We start from the raw sequence: 25705 nt of genomic DNA, 5'->3' as shown, positions 1-25705 counted from the left end.
GCCGTCAGCGGGGTGACCGTCCCCTTCTCGGGCGGTCGTCCTCACGCCTCGGCGTCCGGCGGCGCGGCTCCGGCCGCGACGAACGGGCCGGCGGGCGGCGGTCCTGACGGGGACGCCGCTCCGGCTCGGAGCCTCCGCGCTCGTCCTCTTCCTCTTCCTCGTACTCGTCCCGGTCGTAGTCGTCCCGGTCGTAGTCGTCCTCGTCCTCGTACTCGTCGTAGTCGCCACGGCGCGGCGCGCGCTCGCGACCTCGGCGGTCGTCCTCGCGCTCGTCCTCGTCGCGCTCGTAGTCTTCGTCCTCGTCGTACTCGTCCTCGTCGTACTCCGGCTCGCGTGTGCGCCTACGCCGGGAGGGCTCCTCACGGCCCCGCTCGCGGCGGCCCGGTTCCTCGCGCCTGCGCCGAGTGGGCTCCGCGCGCTCGCGCCGTGGCCGGGCGCGCTCCGGCTCCTCCTCGCCCTCTTCGGGGACCTCCTCGCGTCTCCGGGTGCCCGACCGCAGCGTCTCCGCGCGCTCCTGCAGCCGGTCGCTCAGCGAGTCGATGCGGCTGCTCGCCGCCTTCTTCGCGACCGACATGCCGGCGTCGACGATCTGGCCGCGCAGATCTCCGGTGAGCTTGTCGAGCTGCCCGCCCAGCGGCGTCTTGCGCAGCAGATCCTCGGGCCCGACGGGAAGCTTGCCGCCCCCCGCAGCCATGAGCGCCAGCAGGATCGCCATCCGGGTCTTACGGCTCCGCCCCAGGACATAGCCCCCGACGACGGCGACGGCGATCTGACTTCCGCACTTCATGCCATCTCCCCCCTGCGCTCCCCCCGGCGCGACCCGAGAACTCAGCGGTACCTGACGACGGTGTCGGGGCGCGGAAGCCGCCTGGCCGTGGCCTCCGGGGCCTCGGAGGGAAGAGAGGGCGGTCTCGGGACCGGCGTCCGTCGGCCAAGGTCCTTGTCGCCAGGGGCCGGGCGCGAGCCGAGTCGTGCGACGCGGCCGACCGCGGGTCGCGGTGTCTTTTGTATCGACTCTACCCAAGTGATTCCCGTTAGAGCAGGTCAGAGCCTTTCTTTGCGAGGTCTTCACTCCTCACGCCCGCGGCTCGCACCGGCCGATCCGGGCGTTCGGCGCCGTCTTCGGCGCCGTCTTCCGCGGGCTCCACCGGGATGGCGGCGAGGACGGACGTGCCCCCGCCGGGCGGGCTGATGATCTCTATGGTCCCGCCGAGCGCCTCGACCCGATCTTTCAGGCCGACGAGGCCGGACCCCCGGGTGAGGTCGGCTCCGCCACGGCCGTCGTCGCGGACCGACAGCCGTACGGCCCCGTTCTCCAGGCTCAGGTCGACCCGTACCTCGGAGGCCCGCGCGTGCTTGGCGACGTTCGTCAGCGCCTCGGCGGCGGTGTAGTAGACGGCGACCTCGACGCGTTCGGGCAGGCGTTCCGCGAAGCCCGTGCCGAGCCGTACGGTGACGGGTGAACGCCGGGCGAGGGAACGCAGCGCGGGGCCGAGGCCGCTCCGGCCGAGGATCGGCGGGACGATGCCGCGCGAGACCTCCTGCAGGTCGTCCAGCACGCCGGACAGATCGTCGACGAGGGCGGACATCTGCGCCCTGAGGCGTTCCTGACCGGGGGCGACCGCGGTCTCGAGCGTACGGACCCGGAGCGCGAGCGCGACGAGCCGCTGCTGGGCTCCGTCGTGCAGGTCGCGTTCGATGCGGCGGCGGCTCTCGTCGGCGGCCGCGACCACGCGGGCCCGCGACGCGAGGAGGTCGCTGCGGCTCTGGGCGCCCGCGATCGCGGTACCGACGAGTTCGGTGAACTGCCGCATCCGCTCCTCGGTCCCCCCCGGCGGCGGTTCCTCGTCCATCGAGTGCAGGAACATCGCGCCCCAGACGCGGCCCTCGACCTTCACCGGGCAGCCCACCACACAGCGGATCCCCGCCTGGCGCGCCCAGACCCCGATCGCGCTGGTGGCGCGCTCGTAGTCGCACATCCGCGCCGGGCGTTCGGTGTTGCGCGTCGCGGCCGTGACGGTGCCGTCCTCGACCGGCCAGCGCCCGCCCATGGGCGGCATGGCCCTGGGCACGCGCGGGTCGCTCCAGTGGCCGACCACCCGCGCCGTCTCGTCGGGCTCGAACCGGATGATCGACGTGTGCTCCACCTTCAGAACGCGCCCGACCTCGGCGGCGACGGCGTCGAACACCTGCGCCGGCGAGACCCCGCACGCGACGAGCGTGGCGACGCGCCGCAGCGCGCGCTGCTCGTCGGCGAGGGCGTCGGCGAGGTCGGCGGCCTGCCGGACCGGGCGGACGACCAACCGGGGAAGGAAGGCGACGAACGAGACGAACAGCAGCGCCGCGGCCGCGCAGACCACCGCGGAGACCGTCATCCTCCGCGCCACCTCGGCGGCGTGCCGCCCGGAGCCGGCGACCGCGTTCGTCCGGGTCGCCTCGAAGCCCGCGCTCCGCTCCCGCAACGAGGAGAGCCGCGACAGCCCCTGGCCGTCACGCACCATGGCGCGCGCCCCGGCGGGATCGCCGCGGGCGGCGTTCACCAGGGGGGTGAGCCGGTCGCGCACGTAGGCGTCGTCGGCCTGGACGATCTCCCGGGCCAGGCGGGCCTCGTCCGGGTCGACCCGCGCGGTGAGCCGCGCGAAGTTCGCCCCCTCTCCGGAGAAGGCGGCCCGCTCGGCGTCGTAGGCGCGGAGGTAGGCGGGAGCACCGGTGAGCGCCAGGGCACGCGCGTCCCTATCGAGGGCGAGTACGAGCCGGTCGAGCCGGTCGGCGGAGATCAGCACGGCCGCGGACCGCCGGGCGGTCGCATCGGCGTCCCGCAGGGCGGTCACCGCCGAGAACAGGAGCGCGAACGCTCCGATCATCGGCAGCGCCATGACGCCGCCGACGAGGATCAGCCGAAAGGCCGGCCCCCTCCGCCGCACGATCCTCCACCTTGGGCCCGGGCCCGGCACCCTCACGCTCACCTCCTGATCGATACGGCAGGCGGTCCAGGTGGCCACCGGCGGAAAAGCGGCAATGTCGCCATGCTCCGCGAAGCCCCCCGTCCCCACATCGGCCGGTCGGGCAGGTTGTACGCCCTGCCGGGAACGTCCCGGGCAGGCCGTGCGGCCGGGGCGGGCGAGTTTGGAATGGCGTTCGGCCGGGCGTCACAGGGCGTAACCGTCGCGCATGGGTTTGTACAGGGCAGGCCACCCCCGGACACCGCCGAATCCCGCCAACCGACCCGACCTGCGGATATAGCGCCACTAACGATTCAGCTTCAGGAAAAATCACGCGCAATCACCTCTGATTTAGAGGTACTTTTCGTACCTGTCCCCCGAGCCATCTCCTGTGGAGACGGTGGCGCTTGCCCGGATTCCTTTCGCCGACAGGAAGAGTTGCGTGTGCTGATCCGACTTCTGCGCGCCTATCTGCGCCCGTACCGAAAGCCGTTGGCGCTCGTGGTGGTGCTTCAGCTGGTGCAGACCCTGGCGACCCTGTACCTGCCGAGCCTGAACGCCGACATCATCGACGACGGCGTGGTGAAGGGCGACACCGGCTACATCATGCGGACCGGCGGCATCATGCTCGCCGTCGCTCTCGTACAGATCGTCTGCTCGGCGACCGCGGTCTACTTCGGCGCCCGTACGGCGATGGCGCTCGGCCGTGACGTACGGGCGGGGATCTTCAATCGCGTGCAGGAGTTCTCCGCGCGTGAGGTGGGCCGGTTCGGCACGCCGTCCCTGATCACCCGGACCACGAACGACGTGCAGCAGGTCCAGATGCTGGCCCTGATGACGTTCACGATGATGGTGTCGGCGCCGATCATGGGGGTCGGCGGCATCGTGCTGGCGCTCAACCAGGACGTCGAGCTGTCCTCGCTGCTGCTGGTCAGCGTGCCGGTGCTCGGCGTGGTGATCAGCCTGATCATCACTCGGATGCGCCGGCTGTTCCGGCTGATGCAGGGACGCATCGACACGATCAACCGGGTCCTCCGCGAGCAGATCGGCGGCGTCCGGGTGATCCGGGCGTTCGTACAGGACCGGCCCGAGCAGGAGCGGTTCGCCACCTCCAACACCGAGCTGCTCGAGGTCTCGCTCGGCACCGGGCGGCTGATGGCCCTGATGTTCCCGACGGTGATGCTCGTCGTCAATGTCTCCAGCGTCGCGGTGCTGTGGTTCGGCGGCCACCTGATCAACGACGGGTCGATGCAGATCGGCGCGCTGACCGCGTTCCTCAGCTACCTCATGCAGATCATGATGTCGGTGATGATGGCCACCTTCATGTTCATGATGGTGCCGCGCGCCGAGGTGTGCGCCGAGCGCATCCAGGAGGTGCTGGAGACCGAGCCGAGCGTCGTCGCGCCGGACGAGCCGGTCCGTACGCTCGCCGTGCACGGTCATCTGGAGCTGCGGGACGCCGAGTTCCGCTACCCCGGCGCCGAACAGCCCGTGCTGAGCGGCATCGACCTGGTCGCGCGGCCGGGCGAGGTCACCGCGATCATCGGGTCGACGGGCAGCGGCAAGACCACGCTGCTCAACCTGATCCCCCGGCTCATGGACGTCACCGCCGGCACCGTGCTCGTCGACGGCATCGACGTGCGCACGCTCGACCCGGACGTCCTGTCGGAGGCGGTCGCGATCGTGCCGCAGAAGCCGTACCTGTTCTCCGGCACGGTCGGCTCCAACCTCCGGTACGGCAAGCCCGACGCGACCGACGAGGAGATCTGGCACGCCCTGGAGATCGCGCAGGGCCGCGACTTCGTCGAGCGCATGGACGGCGGCCTGGACGCCAAGATCGATCAGGGCGGCACCAACGTCTCCGGCGGCCAGCGGCAGCGCCTGGCCATCGCCCGGGCGCTCGTACGCCGGCCCGAGATCTACCTGTTCGACGACTCCTTCTCCGCCCTGGACTACGCCACCGACGCGGCGCTGCGGGCGGCGCTCGCCGCCGAGACCTCCGACGCGACCGTCGTCATCGTCGCCCAGCGCGTCTCCACCATCCGGCACGCCGACCGCATCATCGTCCTCGACGAGGGCCGCGTCGTCGGCACGGGCACCCACCACGAACTGATGGACACCAACGAGACCTACCGGGAGATCGTCCTCTCCCAGCTCACGGAGCAGGAGGCCGCTTGACGTCCTCCCCCTTCCAAAGACGGGGGATTCCAACCCGGTTCCTACCCGAAGGAGAGCACAGGTTGAGGTTCGCGGTTCGCAGCCCCGCCCAACGGCTGGAGGGCTCCCCGCGCAGTCACGGCACGTCCTGCCGCGATGTTCTTGGCCGCGTTCACATCCGCGTGATCGGCATGTCCGCAGGCGCGACAGCGAAAGACCGCTTGGCTCTCACGGTTGTCCGCAACGCAGTGCCCGCACGCATGACAGGTCTGGGACGTGTACGCGGGGTCGACCTTCTCCACCCGGCCCGGAGCCTTGTCCTCCAGCCGGGTCACCAATCGGCCCCAGCCGGCCGAATGGATGGCCCGGTTGAGTCCGGCTTTGGCCCGCACGTTCTTCCCCGGCGTTTCGAGCGTGCCGCGTGCGGAGCGGACCATGTTCTTGATTTTCAGGTCCTCGATGCGGACGAGGTCGTAACGGCGGGCCAGACCGGTGGAGGTCTGCTCCGCCCAGTCCCTGCGCCGGTCGGCCTGGCGGGCCTTGATCCGGCCGATCGCGGTTTTGATCCGCTTACGCCGGTTCGACCCCCGCTGCGCCCGCGCCAGCCTACGCTGCAGCCGCAGCAGGCGCCTGGTCTCGGTCTCACGCAGGCCAGGCACCGACAACAGCTCTCCGGTCGACAGTGCGGCCGACACGGTCACGCCACGATCGACACCGACGATCTCACCCGTACCGGGGCCCTCGATCGGCGGCGGGATCACCGCGAACGCCACATGCCAGCGCCCCGCCTGGTCCCGGTTCACCCGGAACGACTTCACATCGCCGGGGAGTTCGCGGGACCAGCGGAACCGTACCCAGCCGACCTTGGGGACCCGGACCTCGCCCACCTTGCGGGACAGACGGCGCGTGTCCCAGTGGTTGCCGCGCTGCCCGACGATCCGAAATCCTTCATGCACGCCCGCCTTACGCCACCTCGGACGCCGATGCGTGCCGGCGAAGAAATTCGCCATGGCCTGGGCGAAGTCACGCAACGCCTGCTGCTGCACCGTCTGCGAACCCGCCGCCAGCCACTCGAACTCTTTCCTGGCCTCGGTCAACTGGCGGGACTGCTCGACATACCCCGGCGCGCTCGCCCGCCCCGGCGACCAGTGTTGATGCTGCTCCACCGCGAGATTCCACACATACCGGGCATGCGCACAGTGCTCCAGCAAAGCCGCCTCTTGGGCGGGCGTGGGCGCAAGCCGGAACCGCATGCCAGCACGCTAACCACCACCACCGACATTCTGAGGAGGGAGCGGCGTTTCCTCCCCGGCATGAAGACCGGGGATCTCCACGCCGCACAACCGATGAGCGAGCGGAGCGAGCGAATCAACGACACAGCGTCCCCGGTTACTCGTACGGTGAAGGAGGCCCTGTGAGTCGCCCCGCTGGGGAACGTCCCGTACCGGGTCGCGGGCCGGGACCGGCACCCGGTACGGCCCGTGGACCGGCCGCGTTCATGGCCGGGCGGTCGGTCGAGAAGTCCCTGGACTTCCGGGGATCGAGCCGGCGTCTGCTGCGCATGCTGCGGCCCGAGCGGCCGCTCATCATCGTCACGCTGCTGCTGGCCGTCGCCAGCGTCACCACCACCGTGATCGGTCCGCGCATCCTCGGCCGGGCCACCGACCTGATCTTCGCCGGAGTGGTCGGCCGTCAGGCGCCGGCCGGGCTCACCAAGGCCCAGATGGTCGCGCACCTGCGCGCGAGCGGCCAGACGACCCTCGCGGACATGCTCAACTCGATGGACTTCGTGCCGGGTCACGGCATCGACTTCGGCAAGGTCGGCACGGTGCTGCTGGTCGTGCTGGCCCTCTACGTGGTCGCCGCGGTGTTCGGGCTGCTGCAGGGCCGGCTCACCACGACGATCGTGCAGCGGTCGATGTACCGGCTGCGCGAGGAGGCCGAGACGAAGCTGGCCCGGCTGCCGCTGGGCTACTTCGACCGGCAGCCGCACGGAGAGGTGCTCAGCCGCGTCACCAACGACATCGACAACCTCCAGCAGACGCTGCAGCAGACGCTCAGCCAGATCCTGACCTCGCTGCTCACCATCGTCGGCGTGCTCACCCTGATGATCGTCATCTCGCCGCTGCTGGCGCTGATCGCGCTGGTGACCGTGCCGGTGTCGGTCTTCGTGGCGGCGCGGATCGGCAAGAAGGCCCAGCCGCAGTTCGTCAAGCAGTGGGCGACGACCGGCCGGCTCAACGGGCACATCGAGGAGATGTTCACCGGGCACGCGCTGGTCAAGGTCTTCGGGCGGCAGAAGGAGTCGCGGGAGACCTTCGAGCGGCACAACGAGACCCTGTACGCCGCCAGCTTCCGCGCCCAGTTCATCTCCGGCATGATCCAGCCGGCGATGATGTTCATCGGCAACCTCAACTACGTGCTCGTCGCCGTCGTCGGCGGGCTGCGGGTGGCCTCGGGGTCGCTGTCGCTGGGCGAGGTGCAGGCGTTCATCCAGTACTCCCGGCAGTTCACCCAGCCGATCACGCAGGTGGCCAGCATGGCGAACCTGCTCCAGTCGGGGGTGGCCTCGGCCGAGCGGGTGTTCGCGCTGCTGGACGCCGACGAGCAGGAACCGGACCCGGTGACGCCGGTACGCCCGCAGGACGTACGCGGACGGGTGGCGTTCGAGCACGTCTCGTTCAGCTACGACCCGGAGATCCCGCTGATCGAGGACCTGTCCCTGACGGTCGAGCCGGGGCAGACGGTCGCGATCGTCGGCCCGACCGGGGCCGGCAAGACCACGCTGGTGAACCTCCTGATGCGCTTCTACGAGGTCACCGGCGGCCGGATCACCCTCGACGGCGTCGACGTCGCCGAGATGACCCGCGAGGACCTGCGCGCCCGTACGGGCATGGTGTTGCAGGACGCCTGGCTGTTCGGCGGCACGATCGCGGAGAACATCGCGTACGGCGCGGCCGGCGCGACCCAGGAGCAGATCGTGGAGGCGGCACGCGCCACCCACGTCGACCGGTTCGTCCGTACGCTGCCGGACGGCTACGACACGGTCATCGACGACGAGGGCGCCAACGTCAGCACGGGCGAGAAGCAGCTGATCACCATCGCCCGCGCGTTCCTCGCCCGGCCGTCGATCCTGATCCTGGACGAGGCGACGAGCTCGGTCGACACGCGCACCGAGGTCCTCATCCAACGGGCGATGAACTCCCTGCGGGAGGGCCGCACCAGCTTCGTCATCGCCCACCGGCTGTCCACGATCCGGGACGCGGATCTGATCCTCGTCATGGAGTCGGGGAGCATCGTCGAGCAGGGCACCCACGACGAGCTGCTCAAGGCGGAAGGGGCCTACGCCCGCCTGTACACGGCGCAGTTCGCGCAGGCCGTCGTCGAGGTCGACTAGTAACGAGAGGGCGGTTTCGACGTTTCGAAACCGCCCTCTCTCCGTATCAGCGGCGCAGCCGCCGGAAGCTCCGCACCGACAGCGGGAAGAAGATCGCCACGATCAGCAGCGGCCACGCGACCGCCATGGGCAGCGCGTGGTGGACGATCCACGAGTCGCCGCCCCAGCCGGGGTTGCCGAACAGCCGCCTGGTGGCCGAGATCGTGGCGGACAGCGGGTTCCATTCGGCGATGGCGCCCAGCCAGCCGGGCATCGTCGCCGGGGAGACGAACGCGTTGGCCAGGAAGCCGATCGGGAACTCCAGCGTGCGCACCGCCGTGACCGCCTCGGGGTTGCGGTGGAACGTCAGGCCGAGGTAGACGCCCACCCACACGAACGCGAACCGCAGCAGCAGGAGCAGGCCGACCGCGAGCAGCGCGTCGCCCAGGCCGCCGCGGGCCCGCCAGCCGACCGCCAGCCCGCACGCGATCATGGCGGCCAGCGCGAGAGCGGAGTTGAGCATGTCGGCGGCGGCGCGGCCGACGACCACGGCCGACGGCGCCATCGGCATGGAGCGGAACCGGTCCGTGACGCCCCGGGCCGCGTCGGTGCTGACCGAGACCAGCGTGGCCCCGATGCCGAACACCATGGTCATCGCGAACATGCCCGGCATCAGGAATTCGAGGTACCGCCCGTCCCCGGGCGTCCTCATCGCGCCGCCGAACAGGTACCCGAACATCAGCACGATCATGATCGGGAACAGCACGCTGCCGGCGATGACGGCGCCGGGCCGGCGGGCCCAGTGCGTGAGGTCGCGGCGGGTGACGGTCCAGCCGTCCGCGACCGCCCACCGCATCCGGTCGAGCGGCCCGCGCGGAAGCGCCGGGGCCGGCGTGGTGGGGGTCATCGGCTCGCCTCCGCGTCGACGCGGTCGCCCGGCGCCGCGGTCAGGTGCAGGAACACCTCGTCCAGGGTGGGGCGGCGCAGCGCGATGTCCTCGGCCACGACGCCCTCGTCCCGGAGCGCGCGGGCGGCCTCGGCCAGGGCGGCGACGCGGTCGGCGGGCGGGCGCACGGGCACGCTGACCCGACGGGTGTCCTCGTGGGTCTCCGGTCGCGCGCCGAGCGCCCGGCCGACGACGGCCGCCGTCGCGGGCAGGTCGGCGACGTCGCGCACCACGACGTCGAGCCGATCGCCGCCGAGGGCGGCCTTCAGCCGTTCCGGGTCGCCCTCGGCGATCACCCGCCCGGAGTCGATCACCGAGATGCCGTGCGCGAGCTGGTCGGCCTCCTCCAGGTACTGCGTGGTGAGCAGCACCGTGGTCGTGCCGTCGGCGACCAGTGAGCGCACGGCCGCCCAGACCTCGTTGCGACTGTGCGGGTCCAGGCCGGTGGTCGGCTCGTCCAGGAACAGCACGGGCGGCGCGACGATCAGCCCGGCGGCCAGGTCGAGGCGACGGCGCATCCCGCCCGAATAGTCCTTGACGGCCTTCCGCCCGGTGTCGGCCAGCCCGAACCGCTCCAGCAGCTCGTCCGCCCGCCGCGCGGCCGCCCTCGCCCCGAGGTGGTAGAGGCGGCCGAACATCGTCAGGTTCTGCCGCCCGCTGAGCGCCTCGTCCACGGCCGTGTGCTGCCCCACCAGCCCGATCCGGGCGCGCACCCGGTCGGCCTGGCGCCCCACGTCGTACCCGGCCACCTCGGCCCGCCCGCCGTCGGACCGCAGCAGCGTGGTCAGCACCCGCACGGCCGTGGTCTTGCCCGCGCCGTTGCGGCCGAGCAGGCCGTGCACCGTGCCCGCCCGTACGGCCAGGTCGAACCCGTCGAGCGCGGTCGTGCCGCGGAAGCGTTTGCGCAGCCCCTCGGCGACGACCGCGTAGTCGGTCAAGCTCATGAGCCCCATCTCTCTACGCCGTATAAAGTTGGACGCACAGATTACCTTACGCCGTAGAGAGTTCAAGCCGGCCTGCTGACGCAAGGACAATGGCGGGGTGACGACGGAGTACAGCGCCGCGGGCGACCCGAAGCGCAGCCTCGAGCTCCTCTGGGGCGCCGAGGGGCGCGACGACAGACCCGGCAGACCCGGCCCCAAGCCACGGCTGACCGTGGACGGCATCGTGCGGGCCGCGATCGAGATCGCCGACACCGAGGGGCTGGCCGCCCTGTCGATGCGACGCGTCGCCGAACGCCTCGGCGTCACCGCCATGTCCCTCTACACCTACGTGCCGGGCAAGGCCGAGCTGATCGACGTCATGCTGGACCGGGTCTACGGCGAGACCACGACGCCGGCCGCGCCCGAGGACGGCGACTGGCGGGCCCGGCTCCAGGCGATCGCGCGGGACAACCGGGCGCGGTACCTCCGCCACCCCTGGCTCCTCCAGGTCGCCACCAGCCGCCCGGTGCTCGGCCCCAACGAGACGGCCAGGTACGACCGCGAGCTACGCGCCGTCGACGGCCTCGGCCTCTCCGACATCGAGATGGACCTGGTGGTCAGCGTGCTGTCCGACTACGTCCACGGCGCGGTACGAGGCGCGGTCGAGTCCGCGCAGGCGCAGCGGCGCACCGACCTGACCGACGAAGAGTGGTGGCAGGCCCGCGCCCCGCTCCTGGAGAAGGTGCTCGACGTCACCCGCTTCCCCACGGCCACACGCGTCGGCGCCGCCGCCGGGGCCGAGTACGGGTCCGCGCACGACCCGGCGCGCGCGTTCGAACTGGGCCTCCGACTGATCCTCGACGGCCTCCAGGCCCTCATCCAGGCCCGCTCCGACGAGTCCGGATGAACCCGTCGCCGGCCCCGGTCACGGCTCGGAAAGGATGAGCGGCCCGGCCGCCTCCGAGGCGGACGCGAGGCCGGGGCCCAGGTCGCGGGCCAGCGTGGTGGCCAACGCGCGGAAGGCCCGTACCTGCGGGCGGATGTCGTCCCTCCGGCTGGCCAGCACGCTCTGCGCCCAAGGCGCGTCGATCACCGGGACGAACCTGATGCCGGGCCAGCGATAGAGGCGGGAGAAGGAGTACAGCGCGGCCCCGATCGCCCGCCCGGCCGAAGCACTGGTGAGCACGTCCTGGATGGTCGCCGCCTCGTCGACGCCGCACCGTGGCGACATGCCGTTGCGCGCCGAGGCGAAGTACAGGTAGTCGGTGAACACCCGGGGCACGCCCTCGGGCAGCCCGACGAAGGCCAGGTCGAGCACGTCGCTCAGACGCAGCGCCTCCGCGTCGCCGACCGGGCCGGCCGTGGGCAGGATCAGCACCCGGGGCTCGGTGGTGAGCACGTCCACGTTGAGGCGCTCGTCGTCGGGCCGCGGGCGGACGAACGCCAGGTCGACCCGGTGCTCGGTCAGCGCGGTGGTGTGCTCGGCGAAGGCGAGGCTCTCGACGATCAGCGGGATGGTGGGCTGCGCCCTGCGGAAGGCCCTCAGGATCACGGGCGTCAGCTCGGCCGAGCCGGGAGCCATCACGCCGACGCGCAGCGGGAGATCGTCGTCGGTGCGCAGATCGGTGACGGCGTCGGTGGCGGCGTTCGCCGCGGCGAGCATCGTACGGGCGTGGGGCACGAGGCGCTCGCCCGCCGGGGTCAGCGCGATCGGCGAGCGTTCGAGGAGCTGCACGCCCAACTCGCGTTCGAGCCGCTGGATGTGGCCCGTCACCGCGGGCGGCGACAGGAACAGCCGGGCGGCGGCGCGGGCGAACTGGCCCTCCTCGACGACCGCCAGGAACGACGCGAGTTGCCGTAGTTCCACGGTTCTCACCGTACGTGACCGGCCGTCCGGCGCCTGAGGGCGATTCAACTTTCGTGAACTTCGTCCGCTCCTTCGGCCACGCGGCGTTATACCGGAAGCGTGACCGCGAACACGTTTTCCCCGGCACCGGGCCCCTCGGCATCCCTGGGCCATGCGTTTCGCCGTCGGCGCGGCGGGTCCCCGGCCCGCCGCCGGTACGCTCACCGCCGTCACCGCCCAGCCCTGGTCACTTCCCCCATCGGCGCCCGCGTCCCCACGCTCGCCGGCCAGGGTCTTCCGCCGCACCGGTGGCGGCGGTGAGCGCCTCATCTTTCCTATAGGCCACATTCCCCGCATACGGGATGTCTCGGAATCGACCTCACACTTTGGGTGATGGTTCAGTTACCGACGGAGAAGAAGGTAACGCTTCCGGGCGATTGAAGCAGCGAACGCCTGTCACCACCATGAAGCTGCGCTTTCACCTGCACATCAGACGTACCGGAAGGACCGATCACATGGCGAGTGAGTTCCAGAGGAAGAAGATCGCCGGGGTGTTCGAGGCGATGGACGCCGACGGCGACGGCTTACTCCAGGAGGCCGACTTCGCGGCCCTGACCGCACGCTGGATCGCCATCCGGGGGACGAGCGGCAGCGTCCGGCTGACCTCGATCATGATGGGCTGGTGGGACACGTTGCTGGCCGCCTCCGACGCCGACCGGGACGGCAAGATCACCCTCGATGAGGTCCTGCTGGTCGTCGACCGGCTCGGCGGCATGCCCGGAGCGGTCACCGACACCGCCGAGGCGATGTTCGTGGCCGTCGACGAGGACGGCGACGGGCGCATCTCCGCCTGGGAGTACAACCGGCTGATCGAGGCATGGAGCGGCCGCCCGACCGACACCGACGAGGTCTTCCCCCTGCTCGACCTCGACGGCGACGGCCACCTGTCACGCGAGGAGTTCGTCCGGCTGTGGACCGCCTTCTGGGCCGGCGACGACCCCGCGGCACCCGGCACGTGGCTGTTCGGGCGCTTCGAACTCCCGGTGGGCTAGTGCCCGTCCTCAGTGCAGGACCCAGCCTCCGTCCACACACACGGTCTGACCGGTCATGAAGGCGCTGTCCGGGCCGGCGAGGAAGCTCACCACGTTCGCGATGTCCTCGGCCAGGCCCCGGCGCTGGAGCGCCTGACGCGACAGGGCCTGCCGCTCCATCGCCTCCTGGTCCGGGTAGGCCTCCAGCTCCTCCTCGGTCCGGATCGCGCCCGGCATCACGGAGTTGACCCGTACGCCCGCCGGCCCGAGGGCGCGGGCCATCGAGCGGGTGAAGCCCAGCAGGCCCGCCTTCGTGGTGGCGTACGGGACCGAGTCCGCCGCGCCGATCCGGGCGAGGACGCTGCTGACCGTGACGATCGCGCCGCCCTCGGCCGGCGATTCGCCGAAGGCGCGCCGCGCGCACAGCCACGCGCCGGTGAGGTTGACCCCGAGGATCCGGTCCCAGTCGGCCTCGGTGAGATCGGTCCACTCCGTGCGCCGGGTCACCGCCGCGTTCGTCACCAGCACGCCGACCCGGCCCAGCTCCTCCTCGCAGCGGCCGAACATCGCGTCCACCGCGCCGGCCTCGGCGATGTCCGCGACGTACACCGCGGCCGTGCCGCCGTCGTCGCGAATCCCGGCGGCGACCCGGTCGGCCGTGGCGACCATCCGCTCCTCCGGGTGGGAGTTGATCGCCACCGCCATCCCGTCCCGCGCGAGCCGCCGCGCGGTCGCCGCCCCGATGCCCCTCGACGCACCCGTCACCAACGCCACCCGCTCCGGCATCCGCCCCGCCTCTCTCTCACACCGTCCGACGACCAAGAGTCTGGAGCAGCGGACGGGAGCCCGGCCAGCCGCCGGACGACCGAGACCGTCCATCGACTTTTTGCAATCAAAAGTCAGCCTCTTGCGTTGTCTTGTCGGCGAATCTAATCTCTGTGATGCGTCCCACATGCCTCCCCCAGGCACGTGCCCCCTCCAGAGCGCCGACCGTGCGCGGTCGGCGCTGTCGCAGACGAGAGGCGCAATGAGACCCCACCACACCCGCCTGCGGCTGATCGCCGCCACCGCCGTGATCAGCCTGTTCGCCGCCCTGGGACTGGCGTCCCCCGCCGCCGCGTCCCCCGTGCCCTCCTCGCCCCGTCCGGCCGCCGACACCGACCTCGCCGCCGGAAAGCCGATCACCGCCTCCTCGCACGTGTACGACTTCGTCGAGACGAACGCCAACGACAACAACGTCGGCACCTACTGGGAGAGCGCCTCCGGCGCGTACCCGGCCACCCTGAGCGTCAACCTCGGCGCCAAGGCCGTCATCAGCTCCGTCGTGATCAAGCTCAACCCCGACCCGATCTGGGCCGCCCGTACGCAGACGATCGCGGTACTCGGCCGGGCGACGCACTCCGGCGGCTACACCATCCTCGTCGGCGCCAAGAGCTACTCCTTCGACCCGAACAACGGGGCGAACACCGTGACGATCCCCGTCTCCGCCACGGTCGCCGACGTGCAGCTGGCGTTCACGAGCAACTCCGGCGCGCCCGGCGGGCAGGTCGGCGAGCTCCAGGTCATGGGCTCCCCGGCCCCGGCGCCCGACCTGACGATCGGCGACATGTCGTGGACCCCGTCCTCTCCCGTGGAGACCGACACGGTCACGCTCAAGGCCACCGTGAAGAACATCGGCACCGCCGCCTCCGACGCGACGAACGTCAACTTCTACCTGTCCGGGCAGAAGGCCGGCACCGCGTCGGTCCCCGCGATCGCCGCGGGCGCCTCGGCCTCGGTGTCCGCCTCGGTCGGCACGCGGACCGCCGGGACGTACCAGCTCGTCGGCAAGGTCGACGAGTCCGACACCGTGCTGGAGCTGAACGAGAACAACAACACGTACACGAACCCGGCCTCGCTGGTCGTCTCGCCCGTCGCCAGCTCCGACCTGGTCGCCTCGTCGGTCAGCTGGACGCCGGGCAACCCGGCGAGCGGAAACAACGTGTCGTTCAGCGTGACCGTCAAGAACCAGGGCACCGTCGCCTCGGGCTCGGGTTCGCACGGGATCACGCTGTCGCTGCTCGACGCGAACAACTCCGTGGTCAGGACGTTCACCGGCTCGGTCAGCTGGACGATCGCCGCGGGCGCCACCGCCGCACCGGTCACCCTGGGCTCGTGGACGGCCGTCAACGGCAAGTACACCGTCAAGACCGTCCTCGCGAACGACCCGAACGAACTGCCGGTCAAGCAGGCCAACAACACCAGCACGACGCCGTTCTTCGTCGGCCGCGGCGCGAACATGCCCTATGACGCCTACGAGGCCGAGGACGGCGTCCTGGCGGGCGGCGCGACGATCGTCGGCCCGAACCGGACCATCGGCGACCTCGCCGGTGAGGCCTCGGGCCGCCGGGCGGTCAAGCTGGCGAGCACCGGCGCCAGCGTGGAGTTCACCACCAAGGCGTCCACCAACACCCTGGTCACGCGGTTCGCCATGCCGGACGCCTCCGGCGGCGGCGGGATCAACTCCACCCTGGACGTCTACGTCAACGGCACCTTCCTCAAGGCGATCGACCTGACCTCCCACTTCGCCTGGCTGTACGGCGACGAGACCAGCCCGAACAACGCGCCGAGCTCGACGCCCCGGCACATCTATGACGAGGCGCACGCGATGCTCGGCACCACGGTCCCGGCCGGCAGCAGGATCAGATTGCAGAAGGACGCGGCCAACACGGCCGCGTACTACTCGATCGACTTCATCGACACCGAGCAGGTCTCCCCCATCGCCAACCCCGACCCGGGCAAGTACACGGTGCCCGCCGGGTTCACCCAGCAGGACGTGCAGAACGCCCTGGACAAGGCCCGCCAGGACCCGAGCCTCGTCGGCGTCTACCTGCCCGCCGGCACGTACCAGACGTCGAGCAAGCTCCAGGTGTACGGCAAGGCGATCAAGATGGTGGGCGCGGGCCCCTGGTACACGCAGTTCCAGGCGCCGACCGGCCAGGAGAACACCGACGTCGGCATCCGGGCCGACTCGTCGGCGAACGGCTCGACGTTCTCCGGGTTCGCCTACTTCGGCAACTACACCTCGCGCATCGACGGGCCGGGCAAGGTGTTCGACCTGCAGAACGTCGCGAACGACACGATCGACAACATCTGGGTCGAGCACATGGTCTGCATGTACTGGGGCAACAACACCGACCACATGACGATCACGAACGACCGCATCCGCGACACCTTCGCCGACGGCGTCAACATGACGAACGGCAGCTCGGACAACCTGGTGTCCAACGACGAGGCCCGCTCGACCGGCGACGACAGCTTCGCGCTGTTCGCCGCGACCGACTCCGGCGGCACCGGGGAGAAGAACAACACCTACCAGAACCTCACCGCGATCCTGCCGTGGCGCGCGGCCGGCGTCGCCGTGTACGGCGGGCAGGACAACACCGTCAAGAACGTCTACATCGCCGACACGCTGACCTACTCCGGCATCACCATCAGCTCGCTCGACTTCGGCTACCCGATGGAGGACTTCGGACCGGACCCGACGAACTTCGGCAACATCTCCATCGTGCGGGCGGGCGGCCACTTCTGGGGCGCGCAGACCTTCCCGGGGATCTGGATGTTCTCGGCCTCGAAGCAGTTCCGCGCGATCCGGGTCAGTGACGTCGACATCATCGATCCGACGTACTCGGGGATCATGTTCCAGACCGACTACAGCGGAGGGCGGCCGCTGAACCCGGTCACCGACACCGTGCTGACCAACATCACGATCAGCGGCGCGCACAAGAGCGGCGACGCGTACGACGCCAAGTCCGGCTTCGGGATCTGGGCGAACGAACTGCCCGAGTCCGGCCAGGGCCCGGCGGTCGGCTCGGCGACGTTCAACAACCTCAAGCTGAGCGACAACGCCATCGACATCCGGAACACGACGTCGACGTTCACGATCAACGTCCAATAAGGGGAGGCGGACGGCCCCGGCGCCTTCCAGGCGCCGGGGCCACGCGCCGTCCAGGCGCGTACGGCGGGCTATTGGAAGCCGTAGACGTGCTGGTCGGTGGAGCAGCGGTTGTCTGGGCGGGCTCTGGTGGTTTCGGTGACCTGCTTGGCGTTAAGTCCGCCTGGAGTTCGCCGGTCAGGAGTCGGACGGCTGTGGGGAGCGCGGCCGTCCGGGCCACCGGCGTCAGGGGCACCGCTCGCGCCTGGGCAGCGGGGACGGCGAGGAGGCCGATGGCCGCGGACGGGCCAGCCGCTGAGGCGCCCACGGCCGGGATCTTCACTGTGGTACCACCTGAGCTCGGAGATTGAACGCTCCACGGCTGGAGTGAGCGCTCCACCGCCCCCGCTGTGGCGGGGGCGGTGGAGCCGCCGCGCTGTCTTGGGGTGTCAGTAAGTGAGGACGACGCAGCCGTTCGCGCCGGGGAAGCCGCGCCGGTAGGGGGCAGGAGCCGAGTCGGCGCCGTTTCCGCCTCGGCCGACACCGGCGGGGCAGGCGCTGGAGACCCCGGCGCCGGGCGCGCCTCCGGGGCCTCCCGTGTCTTTGACTCCGGCCGTGCCGGCCTGGCCGAAGTTCTGACCGGCGTCGTCGCCGGCGCACCAGGTGGCGTTCATACCTCCCGCGCCGCCGGCGTTGTCGTGACCGCCGGGGCCGGTATGGCCGCCGCCGCCGGCGTCGGCGCTGGCGCCGCCGCCGCCGGCGTCGGCGCTGGCGCCGCCGGCGCCGGCGTAGGCGACGGAGGAGGCCGTCCCGGCGAGACCGTCGCCGTTCGGTGCGGCACCGCCGGCGCCGACGGTGATGGTCATCTGGTCACCGGGCTGGACGGCCAGGGTGCAGAACGAGGTGGCGCCCCCGCCCCCGCCACTGCCGCCGGACAGGTAGACGGTGTTGCCGGTCCCCATGCTGCCGCCTCCCCCAGCACCGGTCAGGACGACCCTGATCCGGGACACACCGGTGGGCACGGTGAAGGTGTTCGTGCCCGGCGCGGCGTAAACCCTTTGGGTCTGGGCGTAGGCGGGAACGGTCCCGGCCGTCGCCAGCAGTACCCCGGCCGCCGCCGCGACGCCCACGACGCCTCCTCGGACGCGGCAGAAGAGGTTGCCCGTGCGACGACCGGGCTGCGGTGTGTGGGTGTGCATGCACTCTCCCATGTGATGGTTACCTATGGTGCCGGAATGACTACACAGAATAACCATCACTCGGGACGGCGAGACCCAGCAACTCCGGGCGTACGGCGCGCCGGCGCCACTCCGCGGCCGGGTCCCGGACAAGGCGTCGCGTCCGCAGGTCGAGCAGGCCGCTCACGTGCTTCAGCTCCGCGGCGACCGTCCCGTCGATCCGGCGCAGGACGTGCCGCACCTCGTACGTCCGGCCCGGCCGCCAGGCCCAGGCGCAGGAGACGTCGACCGTGTCGCCGCCGCGCAGCTCGGCCCGGTAGTGGATGACGGTTTCGAGGTTGACCGGGCCCATGCCGTCGGCGATCAGTTCGTCCACCGAGACCCCGGCCGCCTGGACGCAGGCGAACCGTGCGTGGTCGGCGTACTGGTGGTAGACCGCGCCGTTCACGTGCAACTGCGCGTCGAGGTCGTAGAGCCGCACGTCGAGGCGTACGGAGAAGGGGTCAGAGCTCATGGCCGGGCTCCTGTTCGGCGAGCCACCGCACCGATCGGCTGGTCAGGTAGCGGAGCCCGTCGTCGCGGACCTCCAGCCAGTCGCCGCGGACCCAGCCCCCGGCCGCCTGGGGGGAGAAGCCGTGCCGGCGGAAGAGGTCGCTGGCCTCGGCGCGGGTCAGACCACGCCGGCCCCAGGCGACCATGAGGTCACGGTGGCGCTCCTCTTCGGACCGCTCCCCCGTGCCGCCGTCGAGCGCGTCCGCCAGCGCGGTCAGACCCTTGCTGATCTGCCGCAGCGCGGCGGCGACCTGAGTCGGCTCCATGGCCGAATAGCATAAGCGATCGGTAGCGATCGCCATAGCGATGAAGGAGGCTAAGCGGCGCTGCGCGCACTGACCGGCCGGCGACGGAGGGCCGAATCCCGCAGGGCGGGGGGCAGGTAGGCCTGGTCGAGCGTGCCGACATCGGTGCCGGGCGGGACGATCTCGTCGATCCGGTCGAGGATCTCGTCGGTGAGGGCGACGTCGAGGCCGCCGAGAAGGTCGTCGAGGTGGTCCATCGTGCGCGGTCCGATGATCGCGCTGGTCACGTCGGGGTGCGCGATGGCGAACGCCGTCGCCAGGTGGGTCAGGCGCATGCCCGCCTCGTCGGCGAGGGAGGCGAGCCGCTCGGCGACGTCGATGCGGCGCTCGTCGTTCAGGTGCTTGACCAGGCCCGCGCGGCGCAGGTCGTTCGGCCGGCCCCTGCGGACGCGGCCGGTCAGCATTCCCTGCCCGAGCGGCCCCCACACCAGCACCCCCATCCCGTGGCGCCGCACGGTCGGCAACACCTCGCGCTCGATGCCGCGGCTGAGAATCGAGTACGGCGGTTGTTCGGTGTGGAACCGTTCCAGTCCGCGCCGCTCGGCGACCCACTGCGCCTCGACCAGGTCCGATGCCGGCATTCCGGACGTCCCGATCGCGCGGACCTTTCCGCTGTGGATCAGGTCGGAGAGCGCCGACAGCGTCTCCTCGATGTCGGTCGCGGGGTCCGGCCGGTGGATCTGGTACAGGTCGATGTGGTCGGTCTGGAGGCGGCGCAGCGAGTCCTCGACCGCCTTCATGATCCAGCGCCGTGAGGCGCCCTGCCGATTGGGATCGTCGCCCATCGGGCGGCTCACCTTGGTCGCGAGGACGACGTTGTCCCGGCGCCCCTTGAGCGCCTTGCCCACGACCTCCTCGGAGTCGCCGTAGGCGTCGGCGGTGTCGATGAAGTTGATCCCCGCGTCCAGCGCCTTGTGGATGACGCGGGCCGAGTCGTCGGGATCGGGGTTGCCGACGGACGTGGCGAACATCAGTGTGCCGAGCGCGTACGGACTGACCTTGATCCCGGTCCGGCCGAGGGTGCGGTACTGCATGCGATCACTCCTGAGATGACGGCCGATGCCCTATCCTCGACCTAAGTGGAAAGCCCTTCCGGAACTATACGGAAAGGCTTTCCGGTTATGCAACCAGAGGAGTGTGGTGACCGAGAACACCCCGTCGGCCGGACGCACGCCGCGCCGGCTGCGCGCCGACGCGCAGCGCAACGTCGACTCCCTGCTCGAAGCGGCGAAGACCGTGTTCGCCACCTCGGGAGTGGACGCCCCCGCGAAGGAGATCACCGATCTGGCCGGCGTCGGCGTCGGCACGCTGTACCGCCACTTTCCGCAGCGCTCGGACCTGGTCGCGGCCGTGCTCCAGCGCGGGATCGACGTCTGCGCCGAGGCGGGCCCGGCGCTGAGCGCCGCGCACGAGCCGGGCACGGCACTCATGAAGTGGCTCCACCGGTACACCGAGTTCGTCGGAACCAAACGAGGGCTCGCGTCGGCCCTGCACTCGGGCGATCCGGCGTTCGACGCCCTGCCCGGCTACTTCATGCGGCGGCTCGAACCCGTCCTCGGGGCGCTGCTCGACGCGGCGGCCGCGACCGGCGAGGTCCGCGCCGACGTCAGCGCGAAGGACCTCCTGCACGCCGTCGCCCTCCTGTGCCAGCCGGTACGCGGCGAGGGGCTCGACTACAACCAGCGCATGGTCGCCGTCCTCGTCGACGGACTGCGCCGAACCGCCGAACGGCGTGGAACGGTGGCCGCGCCGCCCCGGCCAGTGGAATGATCGTTAGGACGTACCACACCCGTTTTCGTGCCCGATGTCGCGATTCATAGGATGTGGTCAATCCTGCCCTTGACCTCGGAGGGGTTATGAGCATTGTCGGCACCCGCGTCGTGCGAACCGAGGATCCGCGCCTGCTCACCACCGGCGCGCAGTATCTCGAAGATCTCCGGCTGCCCGAACTCCAGGGCGCCGCGTACGCGACCTTCGTGCGCAGTCCGATGGCCCACGCGCGGATCACCGGCATCGACGTCTCCGCGGCACTCGACGAACCCGGCGTGGTCGCCGTGCTGACCGCGGACGACCTCGACGACATCCCGGAGTCGCCGCCCGGCCGGGAGCCGCTGCTCGCCAAGGACGTCGTGCGCTTCGTCGGCGAGCCGGTCGCGATCGTCCTCACCGAAGAGCACTACCAGGGTGAGGACGCCGCCGAGCTGGTCAGCGTCGACTACGACGAGCTGCCCGCCGTCGTCGGCGTCCAGCAGGCGCTCACCGACGAGACCCTGCTCTTCCCCGACAAGGGCACGAACGTCCTCAGCCGGGGAGGCGCCAAGGAGTTCGACGACGAGGCCTTCGCCGACTGCGAGGTCGTCGTCGAGCGCACCATCGTCAACCAGCGCGTGGCCGCGGCTCCGCTGGAGGTCCGCGCGGCCGCCGCCCGCTGGGCCGACGACCGGCTGACGCTCTGGTCCAGCACGCAGAACGTACACGGGGTCAGGGACGAGCTGACCGGGAAGCTCGGCCTCGACAAGAAGGCGGTCCGCGTGATCGCCCCTGATGTCGGCGGCGGCTTCGGCGCCAAGATCGGCGCCGACCGGGAGACGGTCGTGGTCGGCTGGGCCGCGCGCCGCACCGGCCGGCCGGTCCGCTGGGTCGAGACGCGCAACGAGAACCTCATGGCCATGTCGCAGGGCCGCGCCCAGCTCCACACCATCACGATCGGCGGCAGCCGCGACGGCCGCGTCCAGGCCTACCGGCTCGACATCGTCCAGGACTGTGGCGGGTACGTCCGCATGGGCGGCATGCTGCCGCACCTGACGATGCTCATGGCCAGCGGCGTGTACGACCTGCCGCGCGTCGAGACGGCGTTCCGCAGCGTCGTGACCAACACGACGCCGATCGGCGCGTACCGCGGGGCCGGCCGCCCGGAGGCGACCGCCGCGATCGAGCGGGCGATGGACCTGTTCGCCGCCGAGATCGGCATGGACGCCGCCGAGGTACGCCGCCGCAACTTCGTCGCGCCCGACAAGTTCCCGTTCACCACGCCGACCGGGGCGACCTACGACACCGGCGAGTACGCCAAGGCGCTGGACACCGTGCTGGAGGCCGCGGGCTACGACGAGCTGCGCGCCGAGCAGCGGCGGCGCCGCGAGCGCGACGACCCGATCCAGCTCGGCATCGGCGTCTCGGCCTACGTGGAGATCACCGGAGGCGGCCCGGACGCCGGCGAGACCGCCCGGGTCTCGGTGCACCCCGACGGCACGGTCACCGTCTGGACCGGCAGCTCGCCGCACGGGCAGGGCCACGCGACCGCGTGGGCGATGCTCGTCCAGGACGAGCTCGGCATCCCGATGGACCGCATCACCGTACGGCACGGCGACACGGACGTGCTGACCGAAGGCGTCGGCACCTTCGGATCCCGGTCCCTGCAGATCGGCGGCACCGCCGTACGGAACGCGGCCGTGGAGATCAAGGAGCGGGCGCGCGAGCTGGCCGCCGAGGAGATGGAGGCCGACCCGGCCGACCTCGTGCTGGACCTGGAGAGCGGCACGTGGACGGTACGCGGCGTGCCGGGCCGGGGCGTGCCCTGGGCGCAGCTCGCCGAGCGCGCCGGGCCGGAGGGGCTGTCCGCCGACACGACGTTCGCCACGGACCAGTCGACGTTCCCGTTCGGCGCGCACGTCGCGGTCGTCGAGGTCGACATGGAGACCGGCCGGCCGCGGCTCGTACGGCACGTGTCCGTCGACGACGCCGGGCCGGTGGTCAACCCGATCCTCGCCGAGGGCCAGCGCCACGGGGGCATCGCCCAGGGCGCCGCGCAGGCCCTGTTCGAGGAGGTCTCCTACGACGAGTACGGCAACCCGGTGACCGCCACCCTGCTGGACTACACCTTCATCAGCGCCGCCGAGCTGCCGAGCTTCGAGCTGGTGCCGATGGAGACGCCCACGTCGGTGAACCCGCTGGGCGTGAAGGGCATCGGCGAGGCCGGGACCATCGGCTCCACCCCCGCCGTGCAGAGCGCCGTCGTGGACGCGCTCGGCCACCTCGGGGTACGGCACATCGACATGCCCGCCTCACCCGAACGCGTCTGGACCGCGATCAACGAAGCGAGGACCGCCCAGTGAACGTGACGATCACTGTCAACGGCGAGAAGACCAGCCACGAGGTGGAGGACCGCACGCTGCTGGTCCACCACCTGCGGGACGTGGTCGGCCTCACCGCGACCAACGTCGGCTGCGACACGAGCACCTGCGGGGCGTGCACCGTGCTCGTCAACGGCGAGTCGGTCAAGTCGTGCACCGTGCTCGCGGCGCAGGTCGACGGCGACGAGGTACAGACCCTCGAAGGCCTGGCCGGCGAGAACGGCGAGCTCGACCCGATGCAGAGCGCCTTCCGGGAGCACCACGCCCTCCAGTGCGGATTCTGCACCCCCGGCATGGTGATGGCCGCGACGTCGCTGCTGCGCGAGAACCCGCACCCGACCGAGGAGGAGGTACGGGCCGCCCTCAAGGGCAACCTGTGCCGGTGCACCGGCTACCACAACATCGTCCAGGCGATCATGTCGGCCGCCGAGAGCGCGGAGGGTGCGCGATGATCCCCCCGAAGTTCGCCTACCGGCGCGCGGGCTCGGCGGAAGAGGCGGTGAGCCTCCTCGCCGAGTACGGCGACGAGGCCAAGATCCTCGCGGGCGGGCACTCGCTGCTGCCGCTGATGAAGCTGCGCCTCGCACAGCCGGAGTTCCTCATCGACATCGGCCGCGTCCACGAGCTGTCCTACATCCGCGGCGAGGCCGACCACATCGCGGTCGGCGCGCTCACCCGGTACCACGACCTGGAGCACTCCGAGCTGCTCGCGGCGGAGCTGCCGCTGCTCGCGCACGCCTCGGGCAAGGTCGGCGACCCGCAGGTACGGCACCGCGGCACCATCGGCGGCTCGATCGCGCACGGTGAGTCCGCCTCGGACGTGCCCGCCGTCGTCCTGGCGCTGGACGGCACGCTGGTCGTGTCCGGCCCGTCGGGCGTACGGGAGATCCCGTCGAGCGAGTTCTTCCTGGGGCCGTTCGAGACGGTTCTGGAGCCCGACGAGCTGCTCACCGAGATCCGCCTGCCCCGTCCCGCGTCGCCGGGCTGGTCGTTCCAGAAGCTGACGAGCCGGGCCATCGACTGGGCCATCGTGGCGGTCGCGGTCCAGGGGTCGTCGGTCGGGCTGGTCAACATGGGCTCGACGCCGCTGCGGGCGACCGCGACGGAGCGGGCGCTGGCCGACGGCGCCTCGATCACGGACGCGGCGGCCCGGGCGGCCGAGGGCACCTCGCCGTTCGCCGACCGCAACGCGAGCCCGGAGTACCGCAAGCACCTGGCCCGCGTACTGGTCCGCCGCGGCCTGGAGGAGGCGGCCGGACGGGCGGGCTGATCAGAGCCAGTCGCGGCGCTTGAACAGCACGTACGCCACGATCGAGCCGAGCAGCATCAGGGCGAGGGCGAACGGATAGCCCGCCACCCAGTGCCGCTCCGGCATGTGCTCGAAGTTCATCCCGTACACCGTGCCGACGAACGTGGGGGCGAAAAAGATCGCCGCCCAGGCGGAGATCTTCTTGAGGTCCTCGTTCTGCGCGAAGCTGGCCTCGGTCAGGCGCTTGACCTCCTCGTTCTGCGCCTGGCCGATGAGCGTCGACTTGATGGTGAGCACGGTCCGGTAGAACTCGATCACGCCGTGGAGGTACTCCTGCTCGCCCTCGGCCAGGTCGCGCACGCGGGCGAGCCGGTCGGCCGCGTCGGCCACCAGCGGGCGCCCGGCCGGTGAGATCCCGGTGAGGGCCTGCATCCGGCCGTACGTCGCGGCGCCGAGCGCGCCCATGGTCCGTACGGCGAGCAGGCCGTGGCGGGCGCGGAACAGCTCGTTGAGGAACTCCTCGGGGTCGCCGACCTGTCCGCCCGTGACCCGCTGTTCGAGCCGCCAGACGTCCTTGGTGACGGTCTCGACGAACTCCTCCTGGGTGCGGATCATGGCCGAGACGATCGCGTGCGACAGCTCCCACGAGGAGGACGGGCGCAGGCGGCCCGCCCGTATCCGCCGCAGCACGGTGCCGGTCTCCCGCAGGGCCGCCTCCGGGGGCACCGCCGGGTTGACCGGGCCGTGCACGGTGACCAGATAGTTCCGGCCGACGAACTGGTCGAGCTCGACGTAGTGCACGTGGCCGCGCTCGCCGCGCTCGGGCGTGTGCAGGACGACGAAGACGTGATCGGAGTAGGCGTGCATCTTCGGCACCCGGTTGCGCTCGACGCACTCACGCACCGCCAGCGGATGGAAGCCGAACACCTCCGACAGCGCGTGGGCGGCGTCCTCGTCGCATGCCGGGATGTCGACCCAGACCAGCCCCTCCTCGCCGTGGACCAGCGCCGGCAGCTCCTCGGCGCGGCGATCCTCGACCCCGTCCGCGGTGACCAGGCGAACACGCATCCGCCTCACGCTCCTTCGACCCCCGCCGTGCCCCGTGTCCGATCATGCCAAGCATGTTCCGGTGTGCAGTAGGACGGGTCGGTGTGGCG

21 protein-coding genes are annotated in these 25705 nt (G+C 71.1%); 9 read left to right on the top strand and 12 right to left on the bottom strand.

The annotated features are described in order from the left end of the window. Window positions 1-4 precede the first annotated feature (4 nt). Window positions 5-787, bottom strand: coding sequence for a hypothetical protein (locus QSK37_RS29045; protein WP_285627286.1), 783 nt, complete (start codon window positions 785-787; stop codon window positions 5-7). Between the two features lie 247 nt (window positions 788-1034). After that, the gene (locus QSK37_RS29040; protein ID WP_285627283.1) at window positions 1035-2924 is read right to left on the bottom strand and encodes a GAF domain-containing protein; all 1890 of its coding nucleotides are present in this window, start codon (window positions 2922-2924) and stop codon (window positions 1035-1037) included. 462 nt (window positions 2925-3386) lie between these two features. Here QSK37_RS29040 and QSK37_RS29035 point away from each other — a divergent pair, with 462 nt between their 5' ends. Continuing rightward, window positions 3387-5120 (top strand): ABC transporter ATP-binding protein, encoded by a 1734-nt coding sequence (locus tag QSK37_RS29035; protein ID WP_285627280.1) that lies wholly within the window; start codon window positions 3387-3389, stop codon window positions 5118-5120. Between the two features lie 41 nt (window positions 5121-5161). On the opposite strand, the gene QSK37_RS29030 is transcribed toward QSK37_RS29035, so the two are convergent. Beyond that, on the bottom strand, window positions 5162-6352 hold the full coding sequence (locus QSK37_RS29030) for an RNA-guided endonuclease InsQ/TnpB family protein (RefSeq protein ID WP_285627277.1): 1191 nt from the start codon (window positions 6350-6352) through the stop codon (window positions 5162-5164). 161 nt (window positions 6353-6513) lie between these two features. Between QSK37_RS29030 and QSK37_RS29025 the strand changes: the two genes are divergently transcribed. Further along, complete coding sequence (locus QSK37_RS29025) at window positions 6514-8496, top strand: ABC transporter ATP-binding protein (protein ID WP_349497999.1); 1983 nt, start codon at window positions 6514-6516, stop codon at window positions 8494-8496. Window positions 8497-8542: 46 nt separating this feature from the next. Here the strand turns inward: QSK37_RS29025 and QSK37_RS29020 are convergent, their stop codons facing one another. Further along, the gene (locus QSK37_RS29020) at window positions 8543-9382 is read right to left on the bottom strand and encodes an ABC transporter permease (protein ID WP_285627274.1); all 840 of its coding nucleotides are present in this window, start codon (window positions 9380-9382) and stop codon (window positions 8543-8545) included. Continuing rightward, on the bottom strand, window positions 9379-10365 hold the full coding sequence (locus QSK37_RS29015) for an ATP-binding cassette domain-containing protein (protein WP_285627272.1): 987 nt from the start codon (window positions 10363-10365) through the stop codon (window positions 9379-9381). Before QSK37_RS29015 ends, QSK37_RS29020 begins: the two co-directional genes overlap by 4 nt. Before the next feature lie 97 nt (window positions 10366-10462). Here QSK37_RS29015 and QSK37_RS29010 point away from each other — a divergent pair, with 97 nt between their 5' ends. Next, entirely contained in the window at window positions 10463-11251 is a 789-nt protein-coding gene (locus QSK37_RS29010) for a TetR/AcrR family transcriptional regulator (RefSeq protein WP_285627269.1), read from the top strand. Window positions 11252-11269: 18 nt separating this feature from the next. On the opposite strand, the gene QSK37_RS29005 is transcribed toward QSK37_RS29010, so the two are convergent. Then, window positions 11270-12211: a LysR family transcriptional regulator gene (locus tag QSK37_RS29005; RefSeq protein WP_285627266.1), complete on the bottom strand. Its 942-nt coding sequence runs from the start codon at window positions 12209-12211 to the stop codon at window positions 11270-11272. Between the two features lie 494 nt (window positions 12212-12705). On the opposite strand from QSK37_RS29005, the gene QSK37_RS29000 reads away from it, so the two are divergent. Beyond that, window positions 12706-13242: an EF-hand domain-containing protein gene (locus QSK37_RS29000; protein ID WP_285627263.1), complete on the top strand. Its 537-nt coding sequence runs from the start codon at window positions 12706-12708 to the stop codon at window positions 13240-13242. A 9-nt stretch (window positions 13243-13251) separates the two neighbouring features. On the opposite strand, the gene QSK37_RS28995 is transcribed toward QSK37_RS29000, so the two are convergent. Beyond that, entirely contained in the window at window positions 13252-14007 is a 756-nt protein-coding gene (locus QSK37_RS28995) for an SDR family NAD(P)-dependent oxidoreductase (RefSeq protein ID WP_285627260.1), read from the bottom strand. A gap of 241 nt (window positions 14008-14248) precedes the next feature. On the opposite strand from QSK37_RS28995, the gene QSK37_RS28990 reads away from it, so the two are divergent. Beyond that, on the top strand, window positions 14249-17158 hold the full coding sequence (locus QSK37_RS28990; RefSeq protein WP_285627257.1) for a CARDB domain-containing protein: 2910 nt from the start codon (window positions 14249-14251) through the stop codon (window positions 17156-17158). 425 nt (window positions 17159-17583) lie between these two features. Here the strand turns inward: QSK37_RS28990 and QSK37_RS28985 are convergent, their stop codons facing one another. The 4 genes from QSK37_RS28985 to QSK37_RS28970 are packed head-to-tail and all read right to left on the bottom strand — an operon-like array spanning window position 17584 to window position 20203. Beyond that, a complete protein-coding gene (locus QSK37_RS28985) occupies window positions 17584-18333 on the bottom strand; it encodes a glycine-rich domain-containing protein (protein WP_285627255.1) in 750 nt (249 codons plus the stop codon). 40 nt (window positions 18334-18373) lie between these two features. Then, window positions 18374-18826: an acyl-CoA thioesterase gene (locus tag QSK37_RS28980; protein ID WP_285627252.1), complete on the bottom strand. Its 453-nt coding sequence runs from the start codon at window positions 18824-18826 to the stop codon at window positions 18374-18376. Continuing rightward, window positions 18816-19130 carry a hypothetical protein gene (locus QSK37_RS28975; protein ID WP_285627249.1) on the bottom strand — a complete coding sequence of 105 codons (315 nt, stop codon included), beginning with the start codon at window positions 19128-19130 and terminating at the stop codon, window positions 18816-18818. Before QSK37_RS28975 ends, QSK37_RS28980 begins: the two co-directional genes overlap by 11 nt. A gap of 50 nt (window positions 19131-19180) precedes the next feature. Then, window positions 19181-20203, bottom strand: coding sequence for an aldo/keto reductase (locus QSK37_RS28970; protein WP_285627246.1), 1023 nt, complete (start codon window positions 20201-20203; stop codon window positions 19181-19183). 106 nt (window positions 20204-20309) lie between these two features. Here QSK37_RS28970 and QSK37_RS28965 point away from each other — a divergent pair, with 106 nt between their 5' ends. From QSK37_RS28965 to QSK37_RS28950, 4 genes are all read left to right on the top strand, one after another. Next, window positions 20310-20939 carry a TetR/AcrR family transcriptional regulator gene (locus QSK37_RS28965; protein WP_285627243.1) on the top strand — a complete coding sequence of 210 codons (630 nt, stop codon included), beginning with the start codon at window positions 20310-20312 and terminating at the stop codon, window positions 20937-20939. Between the two features lie 86 nt (window positions 20940-21025). Continuing rightward, window positions 21026-23281 (top strand): xanthine dehydrogenase family protein molybdopterin-binding subunit, encoded by a 2256-nt coding sequence (locus QSK37_RS28960; protein ID WP_285627241.1) that lies wholly within the window; start codon window positions 21026-21028, stop codon window positions 23279-23281. A 2-nt stretch (window positions 23282-23283) separates the two neighbouring features. Continuing rightward, window positions 23284-23751, top strand: a complete 468-nt coding sequence (locus tag QSK37_RS28955) for a (2Fe-2S)-binding protein (RefSeq protein ID WP_490246505.1) — start codon at window positions 23284-23286, stop codon at window positions 23749-23751. Continuing rightward, on the top strand, window positions 23748-24569 hold the full coding sequence (locus QSK37_RS28950; RefSeq protein WP_285627235.1) for an FAD binding domain-containing protein: 822 nt from the start codon (window positions 23748-23750) through the stop codon (window positions 24567-24569). Before QSK37_RS28955 ends, QSK37_RS28950 begins: the two co-directional genes overlap by 4 nt. Here QSK37_RS28950 and QSK37_RS28945 read toward each other — a convergent pair whose 3' ends face one another. Beyond that, window positions 24570-25616, bottom strand: a complete 1047-nt coding sequence (locus QSK37_RS28945) for a magnesium transporter CorA family protein (protein ID WP_285627232.1) — start codon at window positions 25614-25616, stop codon at window positions 24570-24572. Window positions 25617-25705: the final 89 nt, after the last annotated feature.

It is taken from the genome of Actinoallomurus iriomotensis, assembly GCF_030269445.1.
GTDB lineage: Bacteria > Actinomycetota > Actinomycetes > Streptosporangiales > Streptosporangiaceae > Actinoallomurus > Actinoallomurus iriomotensis.
Note: the sequence above shows the minus strand (reverse complement) of the source record. Positions and strands in the feature narration are given on the sequence as shown.

Bases quoted from the DNA above. Each gene is read 5' to 3' on its own strand.
- QSK37_RS29045 (WP_285627286.1), bottom strand. From the start codon at position 787: ATGAAGTGCGGAAGTCAGATCGCCGTCGCCGTCGTCGGGGGCTATGTC.
- QSK37_RS29030 (WP_285627277.1), bottom strand. From the start codon at position 6,352: ATGCGGTTCCGGCTTGCGCCCACGCCCGCCCAAGAGGCGGCTTTGCTG.
- QSK37_RS29020 (WP_285627274.1), bottom strand. From the start codon at position 9,382: ATGACCCCCACCACGCCGGCCCCGGCGCTTCCGCGCGGGCCGCTCGAC.
- QSK37_RS29015 (WP_285627272.1), bottom strand. From the start codon at position 10,365: ATGAGCTTGACCGACTACGCGGTCGTCGCCGAGGGGCTGCGCAAACGC.
- QSK37_RS29000 (WP_285627263.1), top strand. From the start codon at position 12,706: ATGGCGAGTGAGTTCCAGAGGAAGAAGATCGCCGGGGTGTTCGAGGCG.
- QSK37_RS28995 (WP_285627260.1), bottom strand. From the start codon at position 14,007: ATGCCGGAGCGGGTGGCGTTGGTGACGGGTGCGTCGAGGGGCATCGGG.
- QSK37_RS28990 (WP_285627257.1), top strand. From the start codon at position 14,249: ATGAGACCCCACCACACCCGCCTGCGGCTGATCGCCGCCACCGCCGTG.
- QSK37_RS28985 (WP_285627255.1), bottom strand. From the start codon at position 18,333: ATGCACACCCACACACCGCAGCCCGGTCGTCGCACGGGCAACCTCTTC.
- QSK37_RS28980 (WP_285627252.1), bottom strand. From the start codon at position 18,826: ATGAGCTCTGACCCCTTCTCCGTACGCCTCGACGTGCGGCTCTACGAC.
- QSK37_RS28975 (WP_285627249.1), bottom strand. From the start codon at position 19,130: ATGGAGCCGACTCAGGTCGCCGCCGCGCTGCGGCAGATCAGCAAGGGT.
- QSK37_RS28970 (WP_285627246.1), bottom strand. From the start codon at position 20,203: ATGCAGTACCGCACCCTCGGCCGGACCGGGATCAAGGTCAGTCCGTAC.
- QSK37_RS28960 (WP_285627241.1), top strand. From the start codon at position 21,026: ATGAGCATTGTCGGCACCCGCGTCGTGCGAACCGAGGATCCGCGCCTG.
- QSK37_RS28950 (WP_285627235.1), top strand. From the start codon at position 23,748: ATGATCCCCCCGAAGTTCGCCTACCGGCGCGCGGGCTCGGCGGAAGAG.
- QSK37_RS28945 (WP_285627232.1), bottom strand. From the start codon at position 25,616: ATGCGTGTTCGCCTGGTCACCGCGGACGGGGTCGAGGATCGCCGCGCC.